At 71.8% G+C, this 19,014-nt stretch carries 16 protein-coding genes; 3 read left to right on the forward strand and 13 right to left on the reverse strand.

The annotated features are described in order from the left end of the window. Positions 1–121 precede the first annotated feature (121 nt). Positions 122–2,746 carry an RICIN domain-containing protein gene (locus M4D82_RS29540; RefSeq protein WP_249770142.1) on the forward strand — a complete coding sequence of 875 codons (2,625 nt, stop codon included), beginning with the start codon at positions 122–124 and terminating at the stop codon, positions 2,744–2,746. A gap of 81 nt (positions 2,747–2,827) precedes the next feature. Here M4D82_RS29540 and M4D82_RS29545 read toward each other — a convergent pair whose 3' ends face one another. From M4D82_RS29545 to M4D82_RS29585, 9 genes are all read right to left on the reverse strand, one after another. Then, complete coding sequence (locus M4D82_RS29545; RefSeq protein ID WP_249770144.1) at positions 2,828–4,027, reverse strand: threonine aldolase family protein; 1,200 nt, start codon at positions 4,025–4,027, stop codon at positions 2,828–2,830. A 70-nt stretch (positions 4,028–4,097) separates the two neighbouring features. Beyond that, positions 4,098–5,378, reverse strand: coding sequence for an MFS transporter (locus M4D82_RS29550; protein WP_249770146.1), 1,281 nt, complete (start codon positions 5,376–5,378; stop codon positions 4,098–4,100). After that, positions 5,371–6,636, reverse strand: coding sequence for an ATP-grasp domain-containing protein (locus M4D82_RS29555; RefSeq protein ID WP_249770148.1), 1,266 nt, complete (start codon positions 6,634–6,636; stop codon positions 5,371–5,373). The genes M4D82_RS29550 and M4D82_RS29555 overlap by 8 nt, the downstream gene beginning before the upstream one ends. Then, complete coding sequence (locus tag M4D82_RS29560) at positions 6,633–8,264, reverse strand: class I tRNA ligase family protein (protein WP_249770150.1); 1,632 nt, start codon at positions 8,262–8,264, stop codon at positions 6,633–6,635. Before M4D82_RS29560 ends, M4D82_RS29555 begins: the two co-directional genes overlap by 4 nt. Beyond that, entirely contained in the window at positions 8,261–9,364 is a 1,104-nt protein-coding gene (locus M4D82_RS29565) for an NAD(P)/FAD-dependent oxidoreductase (RefSeq protein ID WP_249770152.1), read from the reverse strand. Before M4D82_RS29565 ends, M4D82_RS29560 begins: the two co-directional genes overlap by 4 nt. Then, positions 9,357–9,734 (reverse strand): cupin domain-containing protein, encoded by a 378-nt coding sequence (locus M4D82_RS29570; RefSeq protein WP_249770154.1) that lies wholly within the window; start codon positions 9,732–9,734, stop codon positions 9,357–9,359. The genes M4D82_RS29565 and M4D82_RS29570 overlap by 8 nt, the downstream gene beginning before the upstream one ends. Next, a complete protein-coding gene (locus M4D82_RS29575; RefSeq protein ID WP_249770156.1) occupies positions 9,731–10,966 on the reverse strand; it encodes a lysine N(6)-hydroxylase/L-ornithine N(5)-oxygenase family protein in 1,236 nt (411 codons plus the stop codon). The genes M4D82_RS29570 and M4D82_RS29575 overlap by 4 nt, the downstream gene beginning before the upstream one ends. Positions 10,967–10,982: 16 nt before the next feature. Beyond that, positions 10,983–12,245, reverse strand: coding sequence for an ATP-grasp domain-containing protein (locus M4D82_RS29580; protein WP_249770158.1), 1,263 nt, complete (start codon positions 12,243–12,245; stop codon positions 10,983–10,985). Between the two features lie 214 nt (positions 12,246–12,459). Further along, positions 12,460–13,122 (reverse strand): deoxynucleoside kinase, encoded by a 663-nt coding sequence (locus M4D82_RS29585; RefSeq protein WP_249770160.1) that lies wholly within the window; start codon positions 13,120–13,122, stop codon positions 12,460–12,462. Positions 13,123–13,685: 563 nt separating this feature from the next. On the opposite strand from M4D82_RS29585, the gene M4D82_RS29590 reads away from it, so the two are divergent. Then, positions 13,686–14,525, forward strand: coding sequence for an alpha/beta fold hydrolase (locus M4D82_RS29590; RefSeq protein ID WP_249770162.1), 840 nt, complete (start codon positions 13,686–13,688; stop codon positions 14,523–14,525). A gap of 12 nt (positions 14,526–14,537) precedes the next feature. Here M4D82_RS29590 and M4D82_RS29595 read toward each other — a convergent pair whose 3' ends face one another. Further along, positions 14,538–15,005 (reverse strand): winged helix DNA-binding protein, encoded by a 468-nt coding sequence (locus M4D82_RS29595; RefSeq protein ID WP_249770164.1) that lies wholly within the window; start codon positions 15,003–15,005, stop codon positions 14,538–14,540. Between the two features lie 197 nt (positions 15,006–15,202). Between M4D82_RS29595 and M4D82_RS29600 the strand changes: the two genes are divergently transcribed. Then, positions 15,203–16,672, forward strand: coding sequence for an aminotransferase class I/II-fold pyridoxal phosphate-dependent enzyme (locus tag M4D82_RS29600; protein ID WP_249770166.1), 1,470 nt, complete (start codon positions 15,203–15,205; stop codon positions 16,670–16,672). Between the two features lie 37 nt (positions 16,673–16,709). Here the strand turns inward: M4D82_RS29600 and M4D82_RS29605 are convergent, their stop codons facing one another. The 3 genes from M4D82_RS29605 to M4D82_RS29615 form a co-directional block, all read right to left on the reverse strand. After that, positions 16,710–17,237: a hypothetical protein gene (locus M4D82_RS29605; RefSeq protein ID WP_249770168.1), complete on the reverse strand. Its 528-nt coding sequence runs from the start codon at positions 17,235–17,237 to the stop codon at positions 16,710–16,712. Positions 17,238–17,424: 187 nt separating this feature from the next. Further along, entirely contained in the window at positions 17,425–17,985 is a 561-nt protein-coding gene (locus M4D82_RS29610; protein WP_249770170.1) for a hemerythrin domain-containing protein, read from the reverse strand. 126 nt (positions 17,986–18,111) lie between these two features. Continuing rightward, positions 18,112–19,005: an SDR family oxidoreductase gene (locus M4D82_RS29615; RefSeq protein ID WP_249770172.1), complete on the reverse strand. Its 894-nt coding sequence runs from the start codon at positions 19,003–19,005 to the stop codon at positions 18,112–18,114. Positions 19,006–19,014 lie beyond the last annotated feature (9 nt).

Raw genomic sequence — 19,014 nt, forward strand, 5'->3', positions numbered from 1 at the left:
TGAAAAAAGTTTCCGGCTCAAGGCAACCCTTTGCGGGGCCTGTGACCACAAGGAGTCGGATCCGGCCGTCCGGTAGCCGGATCCGCCTTTCCTCCGGTGGCATGCAAGGAGAACACCCCCCATGAAGAACCCCATGAACGGCGGGCGCCGCGGGCGTCACCGCCGTCGCTGGACCGCGACCGGTCTGCTGATCGGCGTGCCCGCCGTCCTCGTGCCGTATCTCCTGTTCGTGCAGGAGGACTCGCAGGCCGCGACGGTCGACGGCGATGCCTACTACCGGCTGATTTCCGTACGCAGCGGCAAGGCGCTGGACGTCAACGCCTTCTCCACCGCCGACGGCACCCGCATCCAGCAGTGGACCGACCAGAACACCGCCAACCAGCAGTGGAGGCTGAAGCCCACCGGGGACGGCTACTACGAGCTGGTGAACCGCAACAGCGGCAAAGTGCTGGGCATAGCGGGCGATTCGACCGCCCAAGGGGCCGCCGCCGAGCAGCAGAGCGACAGCGCCTCCACCTCCCAGGAGTGGCGGATCGACGACGTGAGTGGTTCCGGCGCCGTCGTCTTCACCTCCCGCAGGAGCGGCCAGGTCCTGGACGTCTTCGGTGGCTCCACGGCCGACGGCGCGGCAGTCATCCAGTACGGCGGCCATGGCAGCACCAACCAGCAGTGGAAGCTGGTGAAGACGGCCGAGACCCCGGCGCCCGGATCCGGACCGTACGCGTGGCGAAACGCCCAGGTGGTCGGCGGCGGTTACGTCTCCGGGCTGGTGTTCAACCCTCGGGAGAAGGGCCTGCTGTACGCGCGTACCGACATGGGCGGCGCCTACCGCTGGGACACCGGGGCCGAGCAGTGGATCCCGCTGACCGACTGGCTCGGCGAGAAGGACTGGAACCTGCTGGGCATCGACGCGCTGGCCACCGACCCGGTCGACCCGGGCCGGCTCTACCTCGCGGCGGGCACCTACACCAACAACTGGGCCGGCAACGGCGCGATCCTGCGCTCCAAGGACCGGGGCCGCACCTTCCAGCGCACCGATCTGCCCTTCAAGCTGGGCGGCAACGAGGACGGCCGCGGGGCCGGCGAACGGCTGGCGATCAACCCCGCGGACAACGCCACCCTGCTGCTGGGCACCCGCAAGAACGGCCTGTGGCGCAGCAGCGACCACGGCGCGACATGGAGCCAGGTCTCCTCGTTCCCCGTCAAGGACGGGGCGAGCAGCGGCGGGGGCATCTCCTTCGTGACGTACGGCCCGGCCGGCAGCAAGACGATCTACGTCGGCGTCGCCGACAGGTCCACCTCCCTCTACCGCTCCACCGACGGAGGCAGCACCTGGCAGGCCGTCCCCGGGCAGCCCACCGGACAGATGCCGCAGCACGGCGTGCTCTCCGGCGACGGCTCGCTGTACCTGACGTACACCAACGCCCTCGGCCCCAACGGCGTGACGGCGGGCTCGGTGTGGAAGCACACGCCGGCCGGCGGGGCGTGGAAGAACGTTTCCCCGTCCCAGGGCAACTACGGGTTCTCCGGTCTGGCCGTCGACCCGCGCAAGCCCTCCACGGTGATGGTCACCACCCTCGGCCGCTGGTGGCCGGAGGACGAGATCTACCGGACCACCGACGGCGGCACGACCTGGAAGGCCCTGGCCGACAAGTCGGTGCGGGACGCCTCCGCCGCTCCTTACGTGGGTACCGGAACCGGGCACTGGATGACCGCCCTGGCCATCGATCCCTTCGACTCCGGGCACGTGCTGTACGGCACCGGCAGCGGCATCCTGCGCAGCAAGGACGCCAACGCCTCCGACAGCGGCGCCACCAGCCACTGGAGCGTGGGGGCCCGAGGGCTGGAGGAGACCGCGCTGCTGGACGCGATCGCCCCGCCCGGCGGCGCCCACGTCATCACCGCCATGGGCGACCTGGGCGGTTTCCGCCACGATTCCCTGACCGAGGTGCCCGCCGGGCGACTGAAGAACCCGATGATGACCAACAGCACCGACATCGATTTCGCCCAGTCCAACCCCGCGGTGATGGTCCGCGTCGGTCGTGGCGGCGAGAAGGACGGCGCCTACTCCACCGACGGAGGCCGCAACTGGAACGGCTTCGCGTCGGAGCCGGTGGCCGGCGCCGACACCGGTCGGGTATCGCTGTCCGCCGACGGCTCGACCATCGTCTGGACGCAGGCCGGCCAGGCCCCGTACCGCTCGACCGACAGGGGAGCGAGCTGGTCGAAGGTCAGCGGCCTGGGCACCGACGCCGTCGTCGTCGCCGACCGTTCCTCGGCCGGGACGTTCTACTCACTGGCCGGCGGCACGCTCTACGCCAGCACCGACGGCGGGGCGACCTTCAGCGCCCGCGCCACCAACCTGCCCGACGGCCGGCTCACGGCCGTCCCCGGCATCGCCGGAGACCTGTGGATCGCAGGCAGCGCCAAGGGGCTGGCGCACTCCACCGACGGCGGCCGCACCTTCACCACGCTCAAAACGGTGCAATCCGCCTCCGCCCTCGGCTTCGGCAAGGCCGCACCGGGCGCCGACTATCAGGCCCTGTACCTGATCGGCACCGTCAAGGACGTCACCGGCGTCTTCCGCTCCACCGACAAGGGCGCCACCTGGCTCCGCGTCAACGACGACGCCCACCAGTGGGGCAGCATCGGCGGCACCGGCGTCATCACCGGCGACCCCGACACCTACGGGCGTGTCTACGTCGGCACCAACGGACGCGGCCTCCAGTACGGCGACCCGTCCTGACCCCAACGCCCGAGCGGGGCGGCAGGCTCAACGGCCTGCCGCCCCGCCACGGCCGAGGAACCCGGCCGTCGCCCCCGCCGGCTACTTCGTCATGCGGTTCGCGGAGAAGGCCGGCGCCTTCCCCAGCGCTTCGATCGCCTCTTCCATCTCGCGGACCCTACGGCGCAGTCGCACCAGTTCCTCGCGTTCGGCCGTGGTCAGCGCACCCGCCTGCCCTTCGCCCCGCTCCACCGCCAGCTCCTGCGCGATCGCCGCCGCGAACGCGTCCACGTCGTCCTCGGTGGTGTCGAAGGAGGTCATCCAGCGGACCTCGCCGGCCCGCTCGTCCCAGGTGTAGAAGCGGAAACGCTTCTGGAGACGCTCGGTGACGGCCGGAGGCAGGACGGCGAAGATCTGGTTGGCCTGCACCGGGCGGGCGATCTCCAGGCCCGGAAGTTCGCGCACCGCCTCGTACAGCCGCTGGGTCATCGCGTTGGAGCGAGCCGCCGAGCGAAGCCAGAGGTCGCCGCCGAGCAGCGCCTCGAACTGAACCGACATGAAACGCATCTTGGAGCCCAGCTGCATGCTCGTCTTGCGCAGGTGGGCCATGCCGCGCACCGCATCCTCGTTGAGCGCTATCACCAACTCGCCGAAGAGCAGCCCGTTCTTGGTGCCGCCGAGCGAGAGGACGTCCACGCCGGCGTCGGTGGTCATCTCGCGCAGGGACACGCCCAGGGTGGCGGCGGCGTTGGCGAGCCGGGCGCCGTCCAGGTACACGAGCATGCCGAGCTCGTGCGCGTGGTCGCAGATCGCACGGATCTCGTCCGGCGTGTAGCAGGTGCCGAGCTCGGTGGACTGGGCGATCGAGACGACCTTGGGCCGGGCCCGGTGCTCGTCCTCGAAGCCCCATGCCTGACGGTCAATCAGCTCGGGGGTGAGCTTGCCGTCCCATGTGGGCACCGTCAGGAGCTTGATCCCGGCGACCTTCTCGGGCGCACCGCCCTCGTCGACATTGATGTGGGCCGACTCGGCGCAGACCACGGCCTCCCAGCGGTCGAGCATGGTCTGGAGCGCGACCACGTTCGCGCCGGTGCCGTTGAAGACCGGGTACGCGTGCGCGGTGGGGCCGAAGTGGCCGCGCACCACTTCCTGGAGGCGCTCGGTGTAGACGTCGGCGCCGTAGCTGACCTGGTGGCCGCCGTTGGCCAGGGCGATCGCCGCAAGGATTTCGGGGTGCACACCCGCGTAGTTGTCGCTGGCGAAGCCGCGCTCGTCCGGGTCGTGTCGTCGCTGTACGGTCATGGTGCTCGCTTACTTGTTTCGGTGGTAGGGGTGTGACACATGTGGTCCGGACGGGCGCCGGCCGGTCCGCTCAGGCCGGGGCCGGCTCCGTCCGCGCGCGGGCCTTCTCCAGGCCGCGTACCAACGGCGGCGCGGCGAGCCCGAGCAGGGCGAAGAGCGCCGCGATGACCAGCCAGCCGGTTGCCGCCGCGCCGACGACCAGGGAGGTCATCAGCCACGGCCCGGCGAACTGCTGGAGCCCGCGCCCCAGGGAGAACACCGCCTGGTACTCCCCCTGCCGGCCCGCCGGGGCGAGCCCGAAGGACAGGCCCCAGCTCGCGGACGCCTGGTACAGCTCGCCGAGGACGAGCACCAGCGTGCCGCCCAGCAAGGCCGCGCTGTCCAGGAGCGCGCCGTGGCCCCCGCTCACCGCGAAGACCAGGCAGGACGCCCCCAGCGCCCACCCCGCCCAGCGCAGCATACGTGCCGCTCCCGCCGGGGTGCGCGCGCCCCTGCTGACCGCGACCTGGAACAACAGCACCAGGACGGTGTCCAGGATCAGCAGTCCCGACACCAGCATCGCCGGCGCGTCGGTGGCGGTGACGATCCACAGCGGCAGACCGACCGTCAGCAACGGGTGGTACAGCTCCAGGGCACCGCACACCAGCGCGACCGCCACATAGCGCACATCCCGCAGCGCGCCGCTGCGCAGTACCCCGCCCGGCGCCTCGGCGGCGGTGGCCCGGGGCCCGGCGCCCGCGGGCAGCCGCATCCCGAGCAGCACGGCGACGGAGACCAACTGGAGGGCGGCGTTGACGAGGACCGTGACGTACAGGGCGGTCGAGGTGCCGGCCGCGATGGCGGCTCCGGCCAGCGCGGCGCCGCCGAGGAAGCCCAGGTTGAACAGGCTGCGCATCTGCGCGCTCACCTTGACCCGATCCGCCTCGCCCACCAGCGCGTCGGTGAGCGACGCCTGGAGCGCGCCCGCCGAGGTCTCCAGGACCGCGATGGCGCAGGCGACCACGAGGAACGCGGCGAAGCCGTCCACCAGGCAGTACGCGGTGAAGCCGGCGGCCGCGAGCAGGAAGTTGACGGTGAGCACCCGGCCCGCGCCGAGCCGGTCCGCGAGTCGACCGATGGGCACGGTGCAGACCAGACCGCAGAGCCCGGCGACCGACAGGGCGAGGCCCACGCGCTGGGCGGGGATGCCGATGGTCCGGGTGAAGAACACGGCGCTGGAGGTGAGGAACACCCCGAGCCCCAGGGACTGGATGAGCGTGAGGACGCCGAGCCTGCGCGCGTTCCCGGCGGCCGGAAGGGTCTCCCGGAACCACTCGCGCAGCACGGCGTCGTGCCGGCGTGCCTCAGCCACGCGGCTCGGCTCCCTCGGCCCGCTCGGCTTCCCCGGCCCGCTCGGTCCGCAGCCCGTACACCTCCATCGCGGTGTGCACGGCGGCGCGTACCCCGGCGGCGCTCCGCCCCCGGAAACGGAAGATCCCGCAGCCCTCGTCATAACTGCCGGGCCCGGTCATGATCTGCCCGATCGCGGGCAGTTCCTCGTGGTAGACCTCGGGGACGGCCGACCGGGGCGAGGTGCGCGCGACGACCCGTCCGGGCAGCTCGCGCGGAGCGGGGTAGATGAGCCAGCCGCCGGCCCGGGGCCCGACCGGTTCGGACGGCTGCCACAGCGGGGGCAGGCCCAGGGCCGCCCGGAACGCCTCGGCGAACAGGTCGATGCCGTAGAGGTCGACGTGCAGGAACGGCACCTGCGCGCCGCCCGGCCGCAGCCCGACCTCCAGGAACACCAGCTCGCCTCCCGGACGCCGGATCGCCTCCAGGTGGAACGCGCCGTCGCGCAGCCCGAGCGCCCGCAGACAGCGGTCGGCGAACGTGGTGAGCTCGTCGCGCTCGGGTCCCGGGTCGAGCAGGACGGAGCCGAGCGGGCGGCCGTGCGCGTAGTCCAGGCAGGTGTGGACGTACTGGGAAGCGGTGACGAAGTGGAGGCGGCCGGAGCGGCGGACGCCGTCGACGTGGAAGATGTCCCCCTCGACGTACTCCTCGCACTCGTACGCCTCGGGGTCGACGCCCCCCAGCGCGTCGCGCAGTTCGTCGGCGCTGTGGACGACCGTGACTCCCTGGGAGCCCGCCGCGGCGCGCGGCTTGAGGACCAGGGGCAGACCGCCTAGGGCGTCGACGACCGCCTCCGCCGAGGGAGCGTCGTCGAGGCGCAGGAACCGGGGAACCCGCAATCCGGCCGCGCCCACCGCGCTCTTCATGGCGGGCTTGTCCTTGAACCGCTCGACGAGGCCGAGACCGTAGCCGCCGCAGACGCCGAGCGCGGCCGAGAGCCGGGCGGCCGTCAGGATGTCGTACTCGGACTGGCCGAAGACGGCCTCGGGCGTGCCGTGCCGGTCCGCGATCTCCCGTACGAGGGGCAGCAGGTCGTCGTGGGCGAGGCTGTCGCGCACATGGACCTCGGTCGCCCCGTCCTGGTCGAGCGCGGGCAGTCCCCCGGGCGTGGTGAGGTACACCGTTCGGCAGGGGTGGCCGTCGAGGAAACGGTGGTATTCGCCGAACTCGTCACCGGAACGGTTGAGGACGATGTACAGCGGTGTGGTCCGGTCGCTCACGCGCCCACTCCCGGTCGCAGGGTGTCGGGCAGGCAGACGTCGAGATCGGCGGCGCTCACCCGGCCGAAGCCGGGCGCGGGCCGGTCCCGGTGGGCCGGGGTCCTGGCGAGGAAGGCCGCCGCGCGAGGCTCTCCGGCGCCGCCCAGGCGCTGCCAGACGAGCTCGGCGAGGTCCGGCATCACCGGGAACGCCAGCAGGGACAGGCCCTTGAGCCACCAATAGGCGCCGTCCTCGGCCGCGTGGGCGACCGCGTCGTCGGCGCACCAGCGGTCGAGCGCCGCGACCGCCCGCCGGGTCGAGACACGGGCGCCGTCGAGCGCCGCGGACTGCTCGGCGAGCAGGGATTCCAGGAGGTCGGCGACGGCCGGGGCGGGCGCCTGCGGCGGCCCCTCGGGCAGCCGGCTCCAGGCGGCGTCGATCCGCTTGCCGAGGCCGTCGGCGAGCGTGGCGTTCGCCGTCCGGAGGAAGTCCGCCGTCTCGAAGCTCGCCGCCCCGGACTCCAGATCGGCCCCGGCGAGGTAGTACCGGACGGTGTCCACGCCGATGGCGGGCGACGCGGCGATGTCCGCCGCCCAGATGGCGTGCCGGGCGCTGGTGGAGAACTTCCGCCCGGCCAGTTGGTAGAAGTGGTTGATCAGGCACCGGTCGTACGGCTTCATGTCGCCGTGCAGCAGGCTGGTGCCGACGATCGAGACCAGGGTGGGGATCACGTTGTCGATCCCCAGGGTGGTGATGGTGGTGACCCCGGAGCCCGGATCGAAGGCGTTCACGCCGGTGCCGGAGAGCCGGCCGTGGACGGCGCCGGCGAGGCGGGCGAACATGAAGATCCCGGCGTACGGGAAGAGGGCGCGCGGCACGTCCGGTTCGGCCGCGGGCAGCGGAAGTCCCCACGTCTGCGGGGCGCTCAGCCGTACGGTCAGGCCGTCGCGCTCCAGGAAGCGCGCCACGGTCGCCCGGTAGCGGTCGGCGACGCCCAGGTCCACGAGCGTGCTGTCCAGGAGGTCGCGGTCCGGCAGCCGCAGGAAGAGGCTGGAGATCTCCCGCCAGGTCAGCGGTCCCTCGTCGAGCAGGGGGCGCGGCTCGACGACCGACTCGGGCAGGAAGTGCGCACTGCACTCCTCGCAGAAGTAACTGGCGATGCCCGCACCGCACTCGGGGCAGCGGCCCTGGAGCCAGCCGCCCACCACCCAGCGGTCCGACGCCGGGCAGTGGGGTACGCGCTCGGTGCGCGTCAGCACCGCGCCCCGGGCCGTCAGCCGCTCGATCGAGGCGGCGACCTCCTGCTCGAACTGCTCTCGCCAGGGCTCCTGATCGGGGACGATGAACGCGTCGACGTCGATGCGCAGCGCGGCCAGGTCGTCCTGGATGCGCTGTCCGTAGCGGGCGGCGACCTCGCCGGGCGTGGAGTCCTCGGCGTGAGCCCTGAGCCCCACGTACGACTCGTACACATCGCTGCCGGTGATCACCAACGGCAGGTCGCCCCGGACCCGCAGATGGCGCGCGATCATGTCCGACCACAGGAAGGGGCCGCCGATGTGGCCGAGGTGCAGGGGGCCGTTGGGCGTGGCCTCGGGCGGCACCAGGAGGTAGTGCCGGGGGGTGTGCGTGTTCCCGGTCAGCAGGCTCATGTTCGGGTTCTCCTGTCGAGCAGGTTCAGTGCGTCCTCGGCCATGGCCGGGGCGAGTCGGTATCCGGAGCCGGAGCCGCCGATGGCCATGACCACGTCGTCGTCGCCGACCGTGTCCACGATCGGCAGGTGGCCGGGGGTGAAGCAGTCGCTGAAGACCCGGCCGCCGAGCAGGTGCGGCAGGAATCCCGGTACGTACCGGGCGAGCAGGGCGCGGGCGAGCTCCCGGTCGCGGGCGTCGATGGCGAGCGGTTCGTCGGGGCCGCGGTCCCAGTCGGGCGAGGTGATGCTGAAGATCCAGTGGCCGCCGGGGCGATGCGGCAGCAGGAAGGCGTCGGCGTCCTCCAGGACGAGTGCCATGGCGTCCGGCGGGGGCGGCGTCATGATGTGGAACGCCACCACCTTCTTGACCCGGGCCCCGCGCTCGCGGGCCGCCGCCGCCACCGGGCCGTCGAGGACCCAGGGGCCGGGCGCGAGCACCACCTTGTCGGCGGTGATCCGGCTGCCGTCGGCGGCGACCAGTTCGGCGCGACCGCCCGTACGACGGACTTGGGTGACCCGGAAGCCCTCCAGGAGGGTGGTGTCCGGGCGGCCGAGGACCTCGCCGAGAAGCCGGTCGGTGAGCCATTGAGGCTGACCCACCGTCATGGGGTCGGTCGCCAGCAGGACTTCGTCGCCGCCGTGGGCGAGCCCGGGGAACGTCCGGTCGAGCAGGGCCCGCTGCTCCCCGGTGACCGGGCGGGTGCGGCCGCCGTCGGCCATGGTCGCGTCGAGCGCGGCCGTGTTCTCTCGCGCCACCAGCCAGCGGACGTCGACCGGAGCGCGGCCGGCGTCACCGAGTCCGGCGGCGAGCTCGTCGAAGAGCGCGGTGCTGCGGGCGGCCAGGGCGCGCTGGGCCGGGTTGTGCCCCGTGGGCGTGTCGAACCCGGCCGAGAGGCGGGTCGCGCCCGTCCCCCGTCCGGCGTGCGTGATCACGGCGACGCGGCGACCCGGGTCCCGGCGCACGGCGTAGTACGCGGCGAGGGCGCCGACCACGCCCGCGCCGACGACGGCGAGGTCGTAGTGGGGCGCCCCACCGGTCCCGGTGGTGCGCTCACTCATCGGGCGCCGACCACCAGAAGGAGTAGATGACCAGTTCCTCGCCCTGGTCGGCGAAGATTTCGTGGACGGCCTGTGAGGCGAAGCCCACCACGGAGCCGGGGCCGACGAGCGACCGTTCGCCGTCCACCTCCAGGGTGCCGGAGCCGGCGTGGAGGACCCAGATCTCCTGGACCGCGTGCTGGTCGGGCGAGCTGGTCCCGCCCGGCGGCACGGTGAAGCGGGCCGCCTTGAACGGCACGCGGGGGAAGACCGAGCGGGCGAAGTCCGCCTCGGCGACGGTGACTCCGTCGGCTTCCACCTCGGTCGGGCCGAAGGGGACCAGGACGCCGACCGCCTCGGGCTGGAACTGCGAGACCTGACGAGCGGTCATACCGCGTACCTCGTCTCACCCAGAATGCTGTTGAGGATGACCGCGCTGCGCCAGGCGAGCAGGCTGAGATTGGGATCGGCGACGCCCCAGGAGTGCCGGGCGCCGTTCTGGAGGTAGATCCGGTTCTCCGCGGGTCCGTCCCATGCGACCGAGAAGTCGTCGCCGACGACGAGCATCCCGTCGTCCCGCCGCAGCCGCGCGTCCAGCGGAGCCATGAAGTCCGGCAGCGCGTAGGCGTATCCGGTGCTCAGGATCACGATGTCGGCGGCGAGCACGGCGGGTGCGTCCGGGTACGGGCCCGAGGAGTCGACGACGAGCTTCCATTCGTCGGGGCCGCCCTCGATCGCGGTGACCGCGCAGTCCGCCATGAAGCGCAGCCTGCCGGGGTTGTTCTCGATGAACTCGTCGCGGTAGCTCAACCGATATATGTCCTGGAGGACTTGGAGGTCGATGCCGTCGCTGGTGTACTTCTGCCGTTCCAGGAGTCGGGCCTTGTGGTCGGCGGGCAGCGCGTGGAAGCGGCGTACGTAGTGCGGCGTGTAGAGGTCGTTGGCGAACGGCGAGTCGTCCATCGGCAGGAACGACGAGCGCCGGCTGACCCAGGTGATGCTCTCGGGGGCCGCGCCGGCCGCCAGGTGGCGCACGATCTCCGCGCCGCTCTGGCCGCCGCCGACCACGACGACCCGCCGGCCGGTCACCTCGGGGGCCCGCAGCAGGAACTCCCCGGAGTGGAAGACGGTGGGGCCGAGGAACGGGCGGAACGGCTCGGGGACCGACGGGGTGAGCCCGGTGCCGAGCACGAGATGACGAGCCGTCACTTCTCGGTCGACGGTGCGGAGATGGAAGGCCCCGTCGTGGAAGTCCACGCCGCGTACGTCCGCCCCGAACGTCAGGCTCGGCAGCCGCCCGGCCACCCACTGGAGGTACTGGTTGAACTCGGCCCGCAGGACGGCCGGGAAATCCGCGGCCAGGAAGCGGTAGAGCCGGCCCTCACTCGCGAGGAACGACAGGAACGAGAAGGGACTGCACGGATCGACCAGCGTCACCAGGTCCTTGAGCAGCGAGACCTGGAGCGTGGCCTCGGGCAGCAGGAGTCCGGGGTGCCAGGAGAAGCTCTCACGGCGTTCCAGGTGGGCGCCGCGCAGCCCTTCGACCGGATGCGCGAGCGCGGCGAGGCTCATGTTCGCGGGGCCGATGCCGACGGCCGCGTAATCGAGTATGTGTGCGTTCATGGTGGGATCCGCCGGGTCAGGCCGGGACGACGAGGTCGCCGAGTGCCTGCCAGCGGTCGAGGGCGCCCTGCGGCGAGTCGGCGGTGAACAGGGCGTGGCCGAGGCGCGAGCGGCAGTCCTCGACCCCGGGGATGGTCTCGCCCGGCGCGAAGTACACGGCGGTCTCGGTGACTTCGGGCAGTGCCTCCAGCTCCGGCCACCCGGAGAGCTCCCGGTACGAGGAGCGGCCCGCGGCGGAGAAGAAGCGGATGCCGGCGCTCTCGGCCTGCGGCCGTGCGAAGGCCCCGACCGCCTCCAGGTCGACGCCGAGCGCGGTGGCGACGGCCACCCGGGGCAGGCTGACGCCGGTCACGAGCCGCAGCAGCTCCACGATCCGGTCGCCGGGCAGCCGGGCGCCGATCTCGATGAGCACCGGACCGTCGGCGGACAGGCGCAGTTCGCAGTGGAAGGGGCCGCTGGTGATGCCGACGGCGCGGACGACGTCGCCGACGTACGCCTCGACGCTCTTCAGGGTGGCGTCGTCGACGAGGGCCGGGGTGAGGTGGCCCAGCTCCACGAAGTCGGGCTCGGGGCCGAGCAGCGTGCGACTGAGGGCGACGACGGTGATCTCGCCGCTCTCCAGGACGTAGCCGTCGGCGCTGAACTCGGGGCCCTGGACGTACTCTTCGATGAGCACCCGGTGCTCGTGCAGCTTGCCCATGTCGGGCTCCGGGTCGGTCACGAGCCGCTGGAACGCGGCGGTGAGCTGGTCGAGGTCGTCGGCGCGGCTGACGTGGATGCTGCCGGAGCAGGCGACCGGCTTCAGCACGCAGGGGAAGCCGACCCGTTCGGCCGCGGCGCGCAGTTCGGCGTCGGTGGTCGCCTGGGCGAAGCGCGGGGTGCGCAGCCCGGCCTGCGCCACGGCGGCCCGCATGACGCTCTTGTCCCGGACCCGGTCGACGGTCGCCACGGGCAGGCCGGGCAGGTCCAGTGCCGCGGCGACGCGAGCGGTCGCCGTCACGTAGATGTCGGAGCCCGGCAGCACCGCCTCGAACGGCTCGGCCCGGTGCAGTGCGAGCACGGCCGCTTCGAGGGCGGCCTGGTCGTTGGTCTCCACCGTCAGCACCGAGTCGGCCGCCGCGCGCACGGCGTCGGAGAGCCGGCGGTCGCCGGAGTCGGCGGTGGCGACGACGACCCGCAGTCCCATCTCGGCCGCGACGCTGATCAGGGTGGCGCCCCCGGAGGAAGCGGGTTCGACCACGAGGATGCGGGCAGGACGAAGTGCGTCTGTGTGCGGCAAAGCGAAATCCCCCGGGACAGAGCTGTGTGGACCGGAGTCGTGATCACGGTCCTGATCGCGATCTTTCTATCCGGGCGCCTCGGCCCCGGTCAATGGATCACCGCAAAAATATCTGCGAGAGCGCACCCGAGCCGCATATTTTCCGGAGCGAGAGCCGCCGTCAGGCTCCGCCCTTCCGCTCTGTCGTGTACTGCCGCCCCGGGGCGAGGGCCGCTCAGGGCCTGTGCGAGACCGCAGCCAGGGCGTCCTTGACCTCCCGCGCCACGCGGGCGGCGTCCTCGGGGTTGTTCACCACGTCGGTGTGGTTCATGTCGATGACGAGGACCTCGCTGGCCGAGTAGTGCTTGTGCACCCAGTCGTCGTAGCCGGACCACAGGGTCCGGTAGTACTCGACGAGGCCGGCGTCCTGTTCGAAGTCGCGGCCGCGCAGCCCGATGCGGTGCAGCACCGTCTCGAAGTCCGCCTTGAGGTAGACCATGAGATCGGGTGCCTTGCGGTAGGGCAGGCCGTCGATCTCCCGCATCATCTCGTTGAGCAGGCCCTCGTACACCCGCATCTCCAGGGAGCTGATCCGGCCCAGGTCGTGGTTGATCTTGGCGAAGTACCAGTCCTCGTAGATGGACCGGTCGAGGACGTTGTCGCCCTGCTTGTACGCCTCCTTGATCGAGGCGAACCGCGTCTGGAGGAAGTAGAGCTGGAGGAGGAAGGGGTAGCGCTTCGCCTGGATCTCTTCGGGGCTCGCCGTGTAGAAGAGCGGAAGGATCGGGTTGTCTTCCACGCTCTCGTAGAAGACGGTGCTGCCCAGCTCCTTGGCGAGAAGCTCGGCCACACTCGTCTTGCCGATCCCGATCATGCCTCCGACGCAGATCACTGACATACCTCACTTCTCCCTGGGGAATTCTGTTCGTGGGCCGGTGAGCGGTGCGCTGCGCTCCCACACGGAGTCATGAGGTCCCTGTCCGGACCAAGGCCCCGACCGTTCCGCAGCCGCCGCGCACAGCGACGAGCCGCGGCGTCACGGCCGACCGTTATCTTAAATGACGATTTGCCCACTGGTCGGCGTGCAGGCACCCGCCTCACCGTCCCCGGAGACGAACGATGCGCCCGAAACGGCCTGTGACGCCGAGGTGCACATGAACTCACCGGGCCCACGACCCGGTTCGACGCCGGCTGCCGGGGGAGCACGCACCGTCGTCCGGGCGTGCCCATGACTGCCCTGGTGTGCACGGTCGCCACGGGGAGGGGGAGCGGGGAACGCGTCCGGCCGGTGCGGCGCTGCACGCGGAGAACAGATCCGTGCACGCAGGGGCCACGCGCGCCGCTTGATCGCGTCTAGGTTTCGGAACGGCTCCCGCGAGTTCCGGTGCGGGAGCCGTGCCCGGCGGTGTCCTCGCCCCGCCCCGCTCGCCCCGAGATCCCCTCCGAAGGAGACCGCTCCCGATGACCACACACTCCGCCCCCTCCCGTCGCACCGCCCTGGCCGCGGCGGCCGCCGGCGCCGCCGGACTGACCGTGGGCACAGCCACCCCCGCCGCCTCCGCGGACACCGCGAGCGCCACCGAGCGGGAAGGCGCGCAGCCGACGATCGTGCTCGTGCACGGCGCCTTCGCCGACGCCTCCAGCTGGGACCCCGTCACCGAGCGCCTCCAGCGTGCCGGCCACCAGGTGATCGCCGCCCCGAACCCCCTGCGCGGCCTGGCCCACGATGCCGCCCAGGTCGCCGCCCGGCTCACCGCCGTCACCGGCCCGGTGGTACTGGTCGGCCACTCCTACGGCGGCGCGGTCATCACCCAGGCCGCGGCGGCGGCGGCCAACGTCAAGGCCCTGGTCTACATCTCGGCGTTCATGCCCGACGCCGGGGAAGTGCTGGGCGAGCTCGCCGGCCGCTTCCCCGGCTCCGAGCTGGAGCCGGCGCTGACCCAGGTCCCCGTCCCGGGCCTCGACGGCGGCCCGGCGGTCGACCTCTACATCCGGTCCGACCGCTACCACGACGTCTTCGCCCAGGACGTCCCGCAGTCCGTCACCCGCATCCTGGAGGCGGGCCAGCGCCCGCTCAACGCGTCGGTGTTCGCCGACCGTTGCACCGCGGCCGCGTGGCGCACGCTGCCCTCCTGGTCCCTGATCTCCGGCCGCGACCGGGGGATCCCGGCGGAACTCCAGCGCTTCCAGGCCCGGCGGGCGGGTTCGCGTACGGCCGAGGTCTCCTCCTCCCACCTGCCGATGCACAGCCGGCCCGACGCCGTCGTCTCGTTGATCCGCTCCGCCGCCCGGACCGTCTGACGCCCCGATCCGTCAGGCGCCCGTCCCGCCCGCATTGCGGATCAGCTGCTGGAGCACCTTCACCGTGGTGACGTAGTCCGCATCGTCGATGCCCTGGTGGAGGGCGGCGCGGATGGCGGGGGCGTTGCGCGCGAGGTCGACGCGGGCCTGTTCTCCCTCCTCGGTGAGCCACAGCCGGTTCTGGGTGTCCCGGGTCAGCCGGCCACGGTCCAGGAGCACTTCGGCCTCTACCGCCAGATCGTCCTCGGGGCGGATGTAGGAGGCCATGGCCTCCCGCAGTTCAGGCAGGGTCATTCCCTGGCCGTCGGGCGAGATGTCGTTCACTGACAGGTTCCGCAGCAGCCAGAACTGAGGCTGGGTGTAACCCTTTTCGACCTGCCGGGCTCGGGTGTACGCGATGAGCGCCTCGTAGGCGACACCGGTCCAATACGCGGCGGGCTGTCCGGCCAGTTCGACATCGGACATCTGCTGGGTCGTCATGTCGTGTCCCCCTCTTGGTGCTTCTGCGTGGAGCCTGCACTTCGTGCAGGTCATGTGAGACGGTAGGACCTCAAGTGCGGTTGAGGGCAAGGCATTGATCTTCAGGGCGCTCGGTATGAAAACGAAGAGCTCCGCCCCAACCTCCGCACGCGGACTGCCGGCGTTTCCGCGTCCTCACCGTGGGCAGGCGGGCAGGTATGGATCAGTCGAGGACGCCCGTACTGGACGCGCTGGCCGCCTACCACGCGTCCTGCCAGACGCCGTTCACTCCGCCCGGACACAAGCAGGGGCGGGGGGTGGACCCCCGGGTGCGCGCCGTGCTCGGTGACGAGGTCTTCCGGGCCGACGTCCTGGCCACCAGTGGTCTGGACGACCGTACCTCCTCCCAAGGGATCATCGAGGAAGCACAGGCGCTCATGGCCGAGGCCGTCGGCGCCGATCACGCCTTCTTCTCCACCTGCGGCAGCTCGCTGTCCGTGAAGTCCGCCATGCTTTCGGTCGCCGGGCCGCACGAGGAGCTGGTGGTCGGACGGGACGCGCACAAGTCGGTGGTCTCGGGGCTGATCCTGTCCGGCATCCGGCCCGTCTGGGTCGATCCGCAGTGGGACGCCGACCGCCACCTGGCCCATCCTCCCTCCGCCGACGCGTTCGAGGAAGCGCTGTCCGCGCACCCCGACGCACGCGGCGCACTGGTCACCACCCCTACCCCCTACGGGACTTGCTCGGACCTCGCCGCCATCGCCGAGGTCTGCCACCGGCGCGGCGTCCCCCTCATCGTCGACGAGGCGTGGGGCGCCCACCTGCCCTTCCACCCCGACCTGCCGACGTGGGCGATGGACGCCGGCGCGGACGTGTGCGTCACCTCGGTGCACAAGATGGGCTCCGGCCTCGAACAGAGTTCGGTCTTCCACCTCCAGGGCGATCTGGTCGCCCCTGAAGTGCTGAAGGGCCGTGAGGACCTGTTGGGTACCACCAGCCCCTCAGTGCTCGTGTACGCGGCCCTCGACGGCTGGCGGCGTCAGATGGTCGAACACGGCAAGGCGCTCTACGGCGACGCGCTCGCCCTCGCCGGCCGGGTCCGTGCCGGCATCTCCCGCATCGACGGCCTCCACGTCCACGACCGCGCCGACTTCTGCGGCCCCGGAAAGGCCAGTGACCTGGACCCGCTCCAGGTCATCATCGACATCAGCGCCTGGCAGGTCACCGGCTACCGGGCCGCCGACTGGCTGCGCCGAAACCATCGCGTCAACCTCCACGTCTGCGACCACCGCCGCATCAGCGCCCAGCTCACGCACGCCGACGACGACGAGACCGCCGACACCCTGATCGCCGCACTCGCGGACTTCGCCGCCCACGCCCCCCAACTGCGCACCGGCCGGCCCGTGTACATCCCCTCACCCGCCGGACTCCGCCTGGAGCAGGCGGCATTGCCGCGTGACGCGTTCTTCGGGCGCACCGAGCAACTCCCTTGGGAACAGGCCGAAGGACGCATCGCCGCCGAGATGCTGACCCCTTATCCGCCGGGCATCCCCGCGGCGCTGCCCGGTGAACGCCTGACCGCGGACGTCTTGCGCTACCTTCGCACCGGCGTCGAGGCCGGCATGGTCGTGCCCGATGCCGTCGACACCGACCTGGCCGGCATCAGGGTCCTGCGCGGGGAGAGCTGAACGGCCCTGCCGCCACCGTCCCCATCCGCCACCCTCCCTATCGCAGAGCGGCGTTCTCGGTGTCCAGCAGGTCCAGCAGCTGTTCCCGGTGGAGGGCGGCGACGGGTTCGAGCAGGTCGGGGTGGCGCAGCAGGGGCGCGGCGGCGTGTTCGTGGTTGCCGGGGCGGGTGAGGCGGCTGACCTCGCCGGTTTGGGCGCGGTCGACGAGCCGGTGGGCGTCCACGGCGAGGGCGGGGTTCGCGAGGAGGCAGGCGGCCCAGCTGACGACGGTTTCGTCCACCCACGTCCGCCAGCCGGCATCGGCGTCGGCGTCGTGGTCCGCCTCGTGGTCGTGGTCGTGGTCGGCGCCGGTCAGCCAGTCCAGGCGGGCGCTCCCGCCCGGACCGAGGAGGTGCAGAAGCTGCGCGTCGAGCGGCGTCGGGTACCGCAGGGCGGCGGCGAGGGCGACGGCCTGCCGGGCCTGCGCTTCGGCCAGGGCCTGACTGAAGGCGCCCGGTGAAGGGGGGAAGGCGGTCAGCAGCCAGCGGGTGCCGGCGGCTATGACGGGTGCGAGATCGGCGGACACGGCGGCTTCCTCGGGGTGTGCTCGCCCGGCCCGTGCCGGGCCCGCGAGCTGCGGCGCGAAGCAGCGCCGCTCCGCTCGTGGGCGACCAGCGTAGCCGCAAGCGGTGGGCGCGCGGCATGACGCACGTCACCGTCCGTCCGGGGCGGCGGGCCCGGACATGCATCCGGGCCCGCCGCCCCGGACGGGATCAGGACTTGCCGCGGCCGGTCACGAAGTCGCGCGCCCGGTCCACCAGGCCGGCGCCCGGCGCCAGGAGCTTGCTGGCGGTGGGGCTGCTCGGTGCGGCCGGGTGCGGGCGGGTGGGCGCCATGGCCTTGGCACGGCGGATCTTGTCACCGAGATCGTCCAGCTGCTGCGGGGTGCAGGCTCGCCTCAGCATGGGGAAGAGGTTGCTCTCCTCGTCCTCGACGTGGGCGGCGACCTCGTCCATGAGCTGCTGCAGGAGCGGGCTGATCTGCGCGTCGTCGGTCTTCGTCTTCTCCAGGCGCTTGAGGATCTTCTCGACGCGGCTGTGGTCCTCGATCTCCTTGTCCGCCATCCGGTCGCCACCTTCGACGTGCTCGCGCACCGCCGGGTACAGATACTGCTCCTCGGCGACCGAGTGCCGCACCAGCTCGATGGTGATCTCGTCGATGAGATCACGGAGCTCCTGTCCGGTGCCGCTCATGGCCTGGAGCCGGCCGAACATCTCCTCGACCTCCCGGTGGTCGGTCATCAGCTCGTCGATCACGTTCCCGCCGTGTCCCATGTCGCCTCCATGCGTATCGGGGGTCGGGCCGCTCCCGGCCCGATCCATCGGTTCCCCGCCGAGCCCGGAGGAGCCCCGTGGGGCGGGGAGTCTCACCCGCATGGAGGGGGCACGGTCGGTCCGCGGTCACGGCAAGGGGGTTCCGCCGGTGGCGTTGACGATCTCGCCGGTGATGTAGGAGGCCTGGTCGGAGGCGAGGAAGACGTACGCGGGTGCCATTTCCGCCGGCTGTGCGGGCCGGCCCAGGGGGGACTGCTCGCCGAACTTCGACGGGTCGGGCATGGTCGCGGGGATCAGCGGGGTCCACACCGGTCCGGGGGCCACGGCGTTGGCCCGGATACCGCGCTCGGCGAGCATCTGGGCGAGGCTGTGGGTGAAGGAGATGATCGCGGACTTGGTCATGGCGTAGTCGAGGAGGTGCGGGCTGGGCTTGTAGCCCTGCACGGAGGCGGTGTTGATCACCGAGGCGCCGCGCGGCATGTGGGCCAGCGCGGCCTTGGTGAGCCAGAACATCCCGTACAGGTTGGTCTTCATCACCCGGTCGAACTGCTCGGTGGTGATCGCCTCGATCCCGTCCGGCTGCGCCATCTGGTAGGCGGCGTTGTTGACGAGCAGGTCGATGCCGCCCAGCTCGCCCACCGCCTTGTCGACGAGGGCGGTGCACTCGGCTTCGTGCCGGATGTCGCAGGCGACGGCCACCGCCGTGCGGCCGGCCTCGCGGATCAGGCGGGCGGTCTCGTCGGCCTCCTCGGATTCCTCCGGCAGGTGGGCGAAGACGACGTCGGCTCCCTCCCGCGCGAAGGCCAGGCAGACGGCCCGGCCGATTCCGGAGTCCCCTCCGGTGACCAGCGCCTTGCGGCCGGGCAGCAGGTCGTGGCCCCGGTAGGTGTCCTCACCGTGGTCGGGGCGGGGGTCCATCGCCTCGGTCGAGCCGGGGTGATCTTGATCCTGCTCGGGGAACGGGGGACGGGGGTGTAGTGCCTGCGGATCGCTGAGGTGGGCTTGCTCGTGGGCGGGCATCGCGGTCTC

It is taken from the genome of Streptomyces sp. RerS4 (genome assembly GCF_023515955.1).
In the GTDB taxonomy this organism is placed as follows: Bacteria; Actinomycetota; Actinomycetes; order Streptomycetales; family Streptomycetaceae; genus Streptomyces.

Coding starts and splice junctions, on each gene's coding strand:
- M4D82_RS29540 (WP_249770142.1), top strand. CDS start 122: ATGAAGAACCCCATGAACGGCGGGCGCCGCGGGCGTCACCGCCGTCGC.
- M4D82_RS29545 (WP_249770144.1), bottom strand. CDS start 4,027: ATGACCGTACAGCGACGACACGACCCGGACGAGCGCGGCTTCGCCAGC.
- M4D82_RS29560 (WP_249770150.1), bottom strand. CDS start 8,264: ATGAGCCTGCTGACCGGGAACACGCACACCCCCCGGCACTACCTCCTG.
- M4D82_RS29565 (WP_249770152.1), bottom strand. CDS start 9,364: ATGAGTGAGCGCACCACCGGGACCGGTGGGGCGCCCCACTACGACCTC.
- M4D82_RS29570 (WP_249770154.1), bottom strand. CDS start 9,734: ATGACCGCTCGTCAGGTCTCGCAGTTCCAGCCCGAGGCGGTCGGCGTC.
- M4D82_RS29575 (WP_249770156.1), bottom strand. CDS start 10,966: ATGAACGCACACATACTCGATTACGCGGCCGTCGGCATCGGCCCCGCG.
- M4D82_RS29585 (WP_249770160.1), bottom strand. CDS start 13,122: ATGTCAGTGATCTGCGTCGGAGGCATGATCGGGATCGGCAAGACGAGT.
- M4D82_RS29590 (WP_249770162.1), top strand. CDS start 13,686: ATGACCACACACTCCGCCCCCTCCCGTCGCACCGCCCTGGCCGCGGCG.
- M4D82_RS29595 (WP_249770164.1), bottom strand. CDS start 15,005: ATGACGACCCAGCAGATGTCCGATGTCGAACTGGCCGGACAGCCCGCC.
- M4D82_RS29600 (WP_249770166.1), top strand. CDS start 15,203: ATGGATCAGTCGAGGACGCCCGTACTGGACGCGCTGGCCGCCTACCAC.
- M4D82_RS29610 (WP_249770170.1), bottom strand. CDS start 17,985: ATGGGACACGGCGGGAACGTGATCGACGAGCTGATGACCGACCACCGG.
- M4D82_RS29615 (WP_249770172.1), bottom strand. CDS start 19,005: ATGCCCGCCCACGAGCAAGCCCACCTCAGCGATCCGCAGGCACTACAC.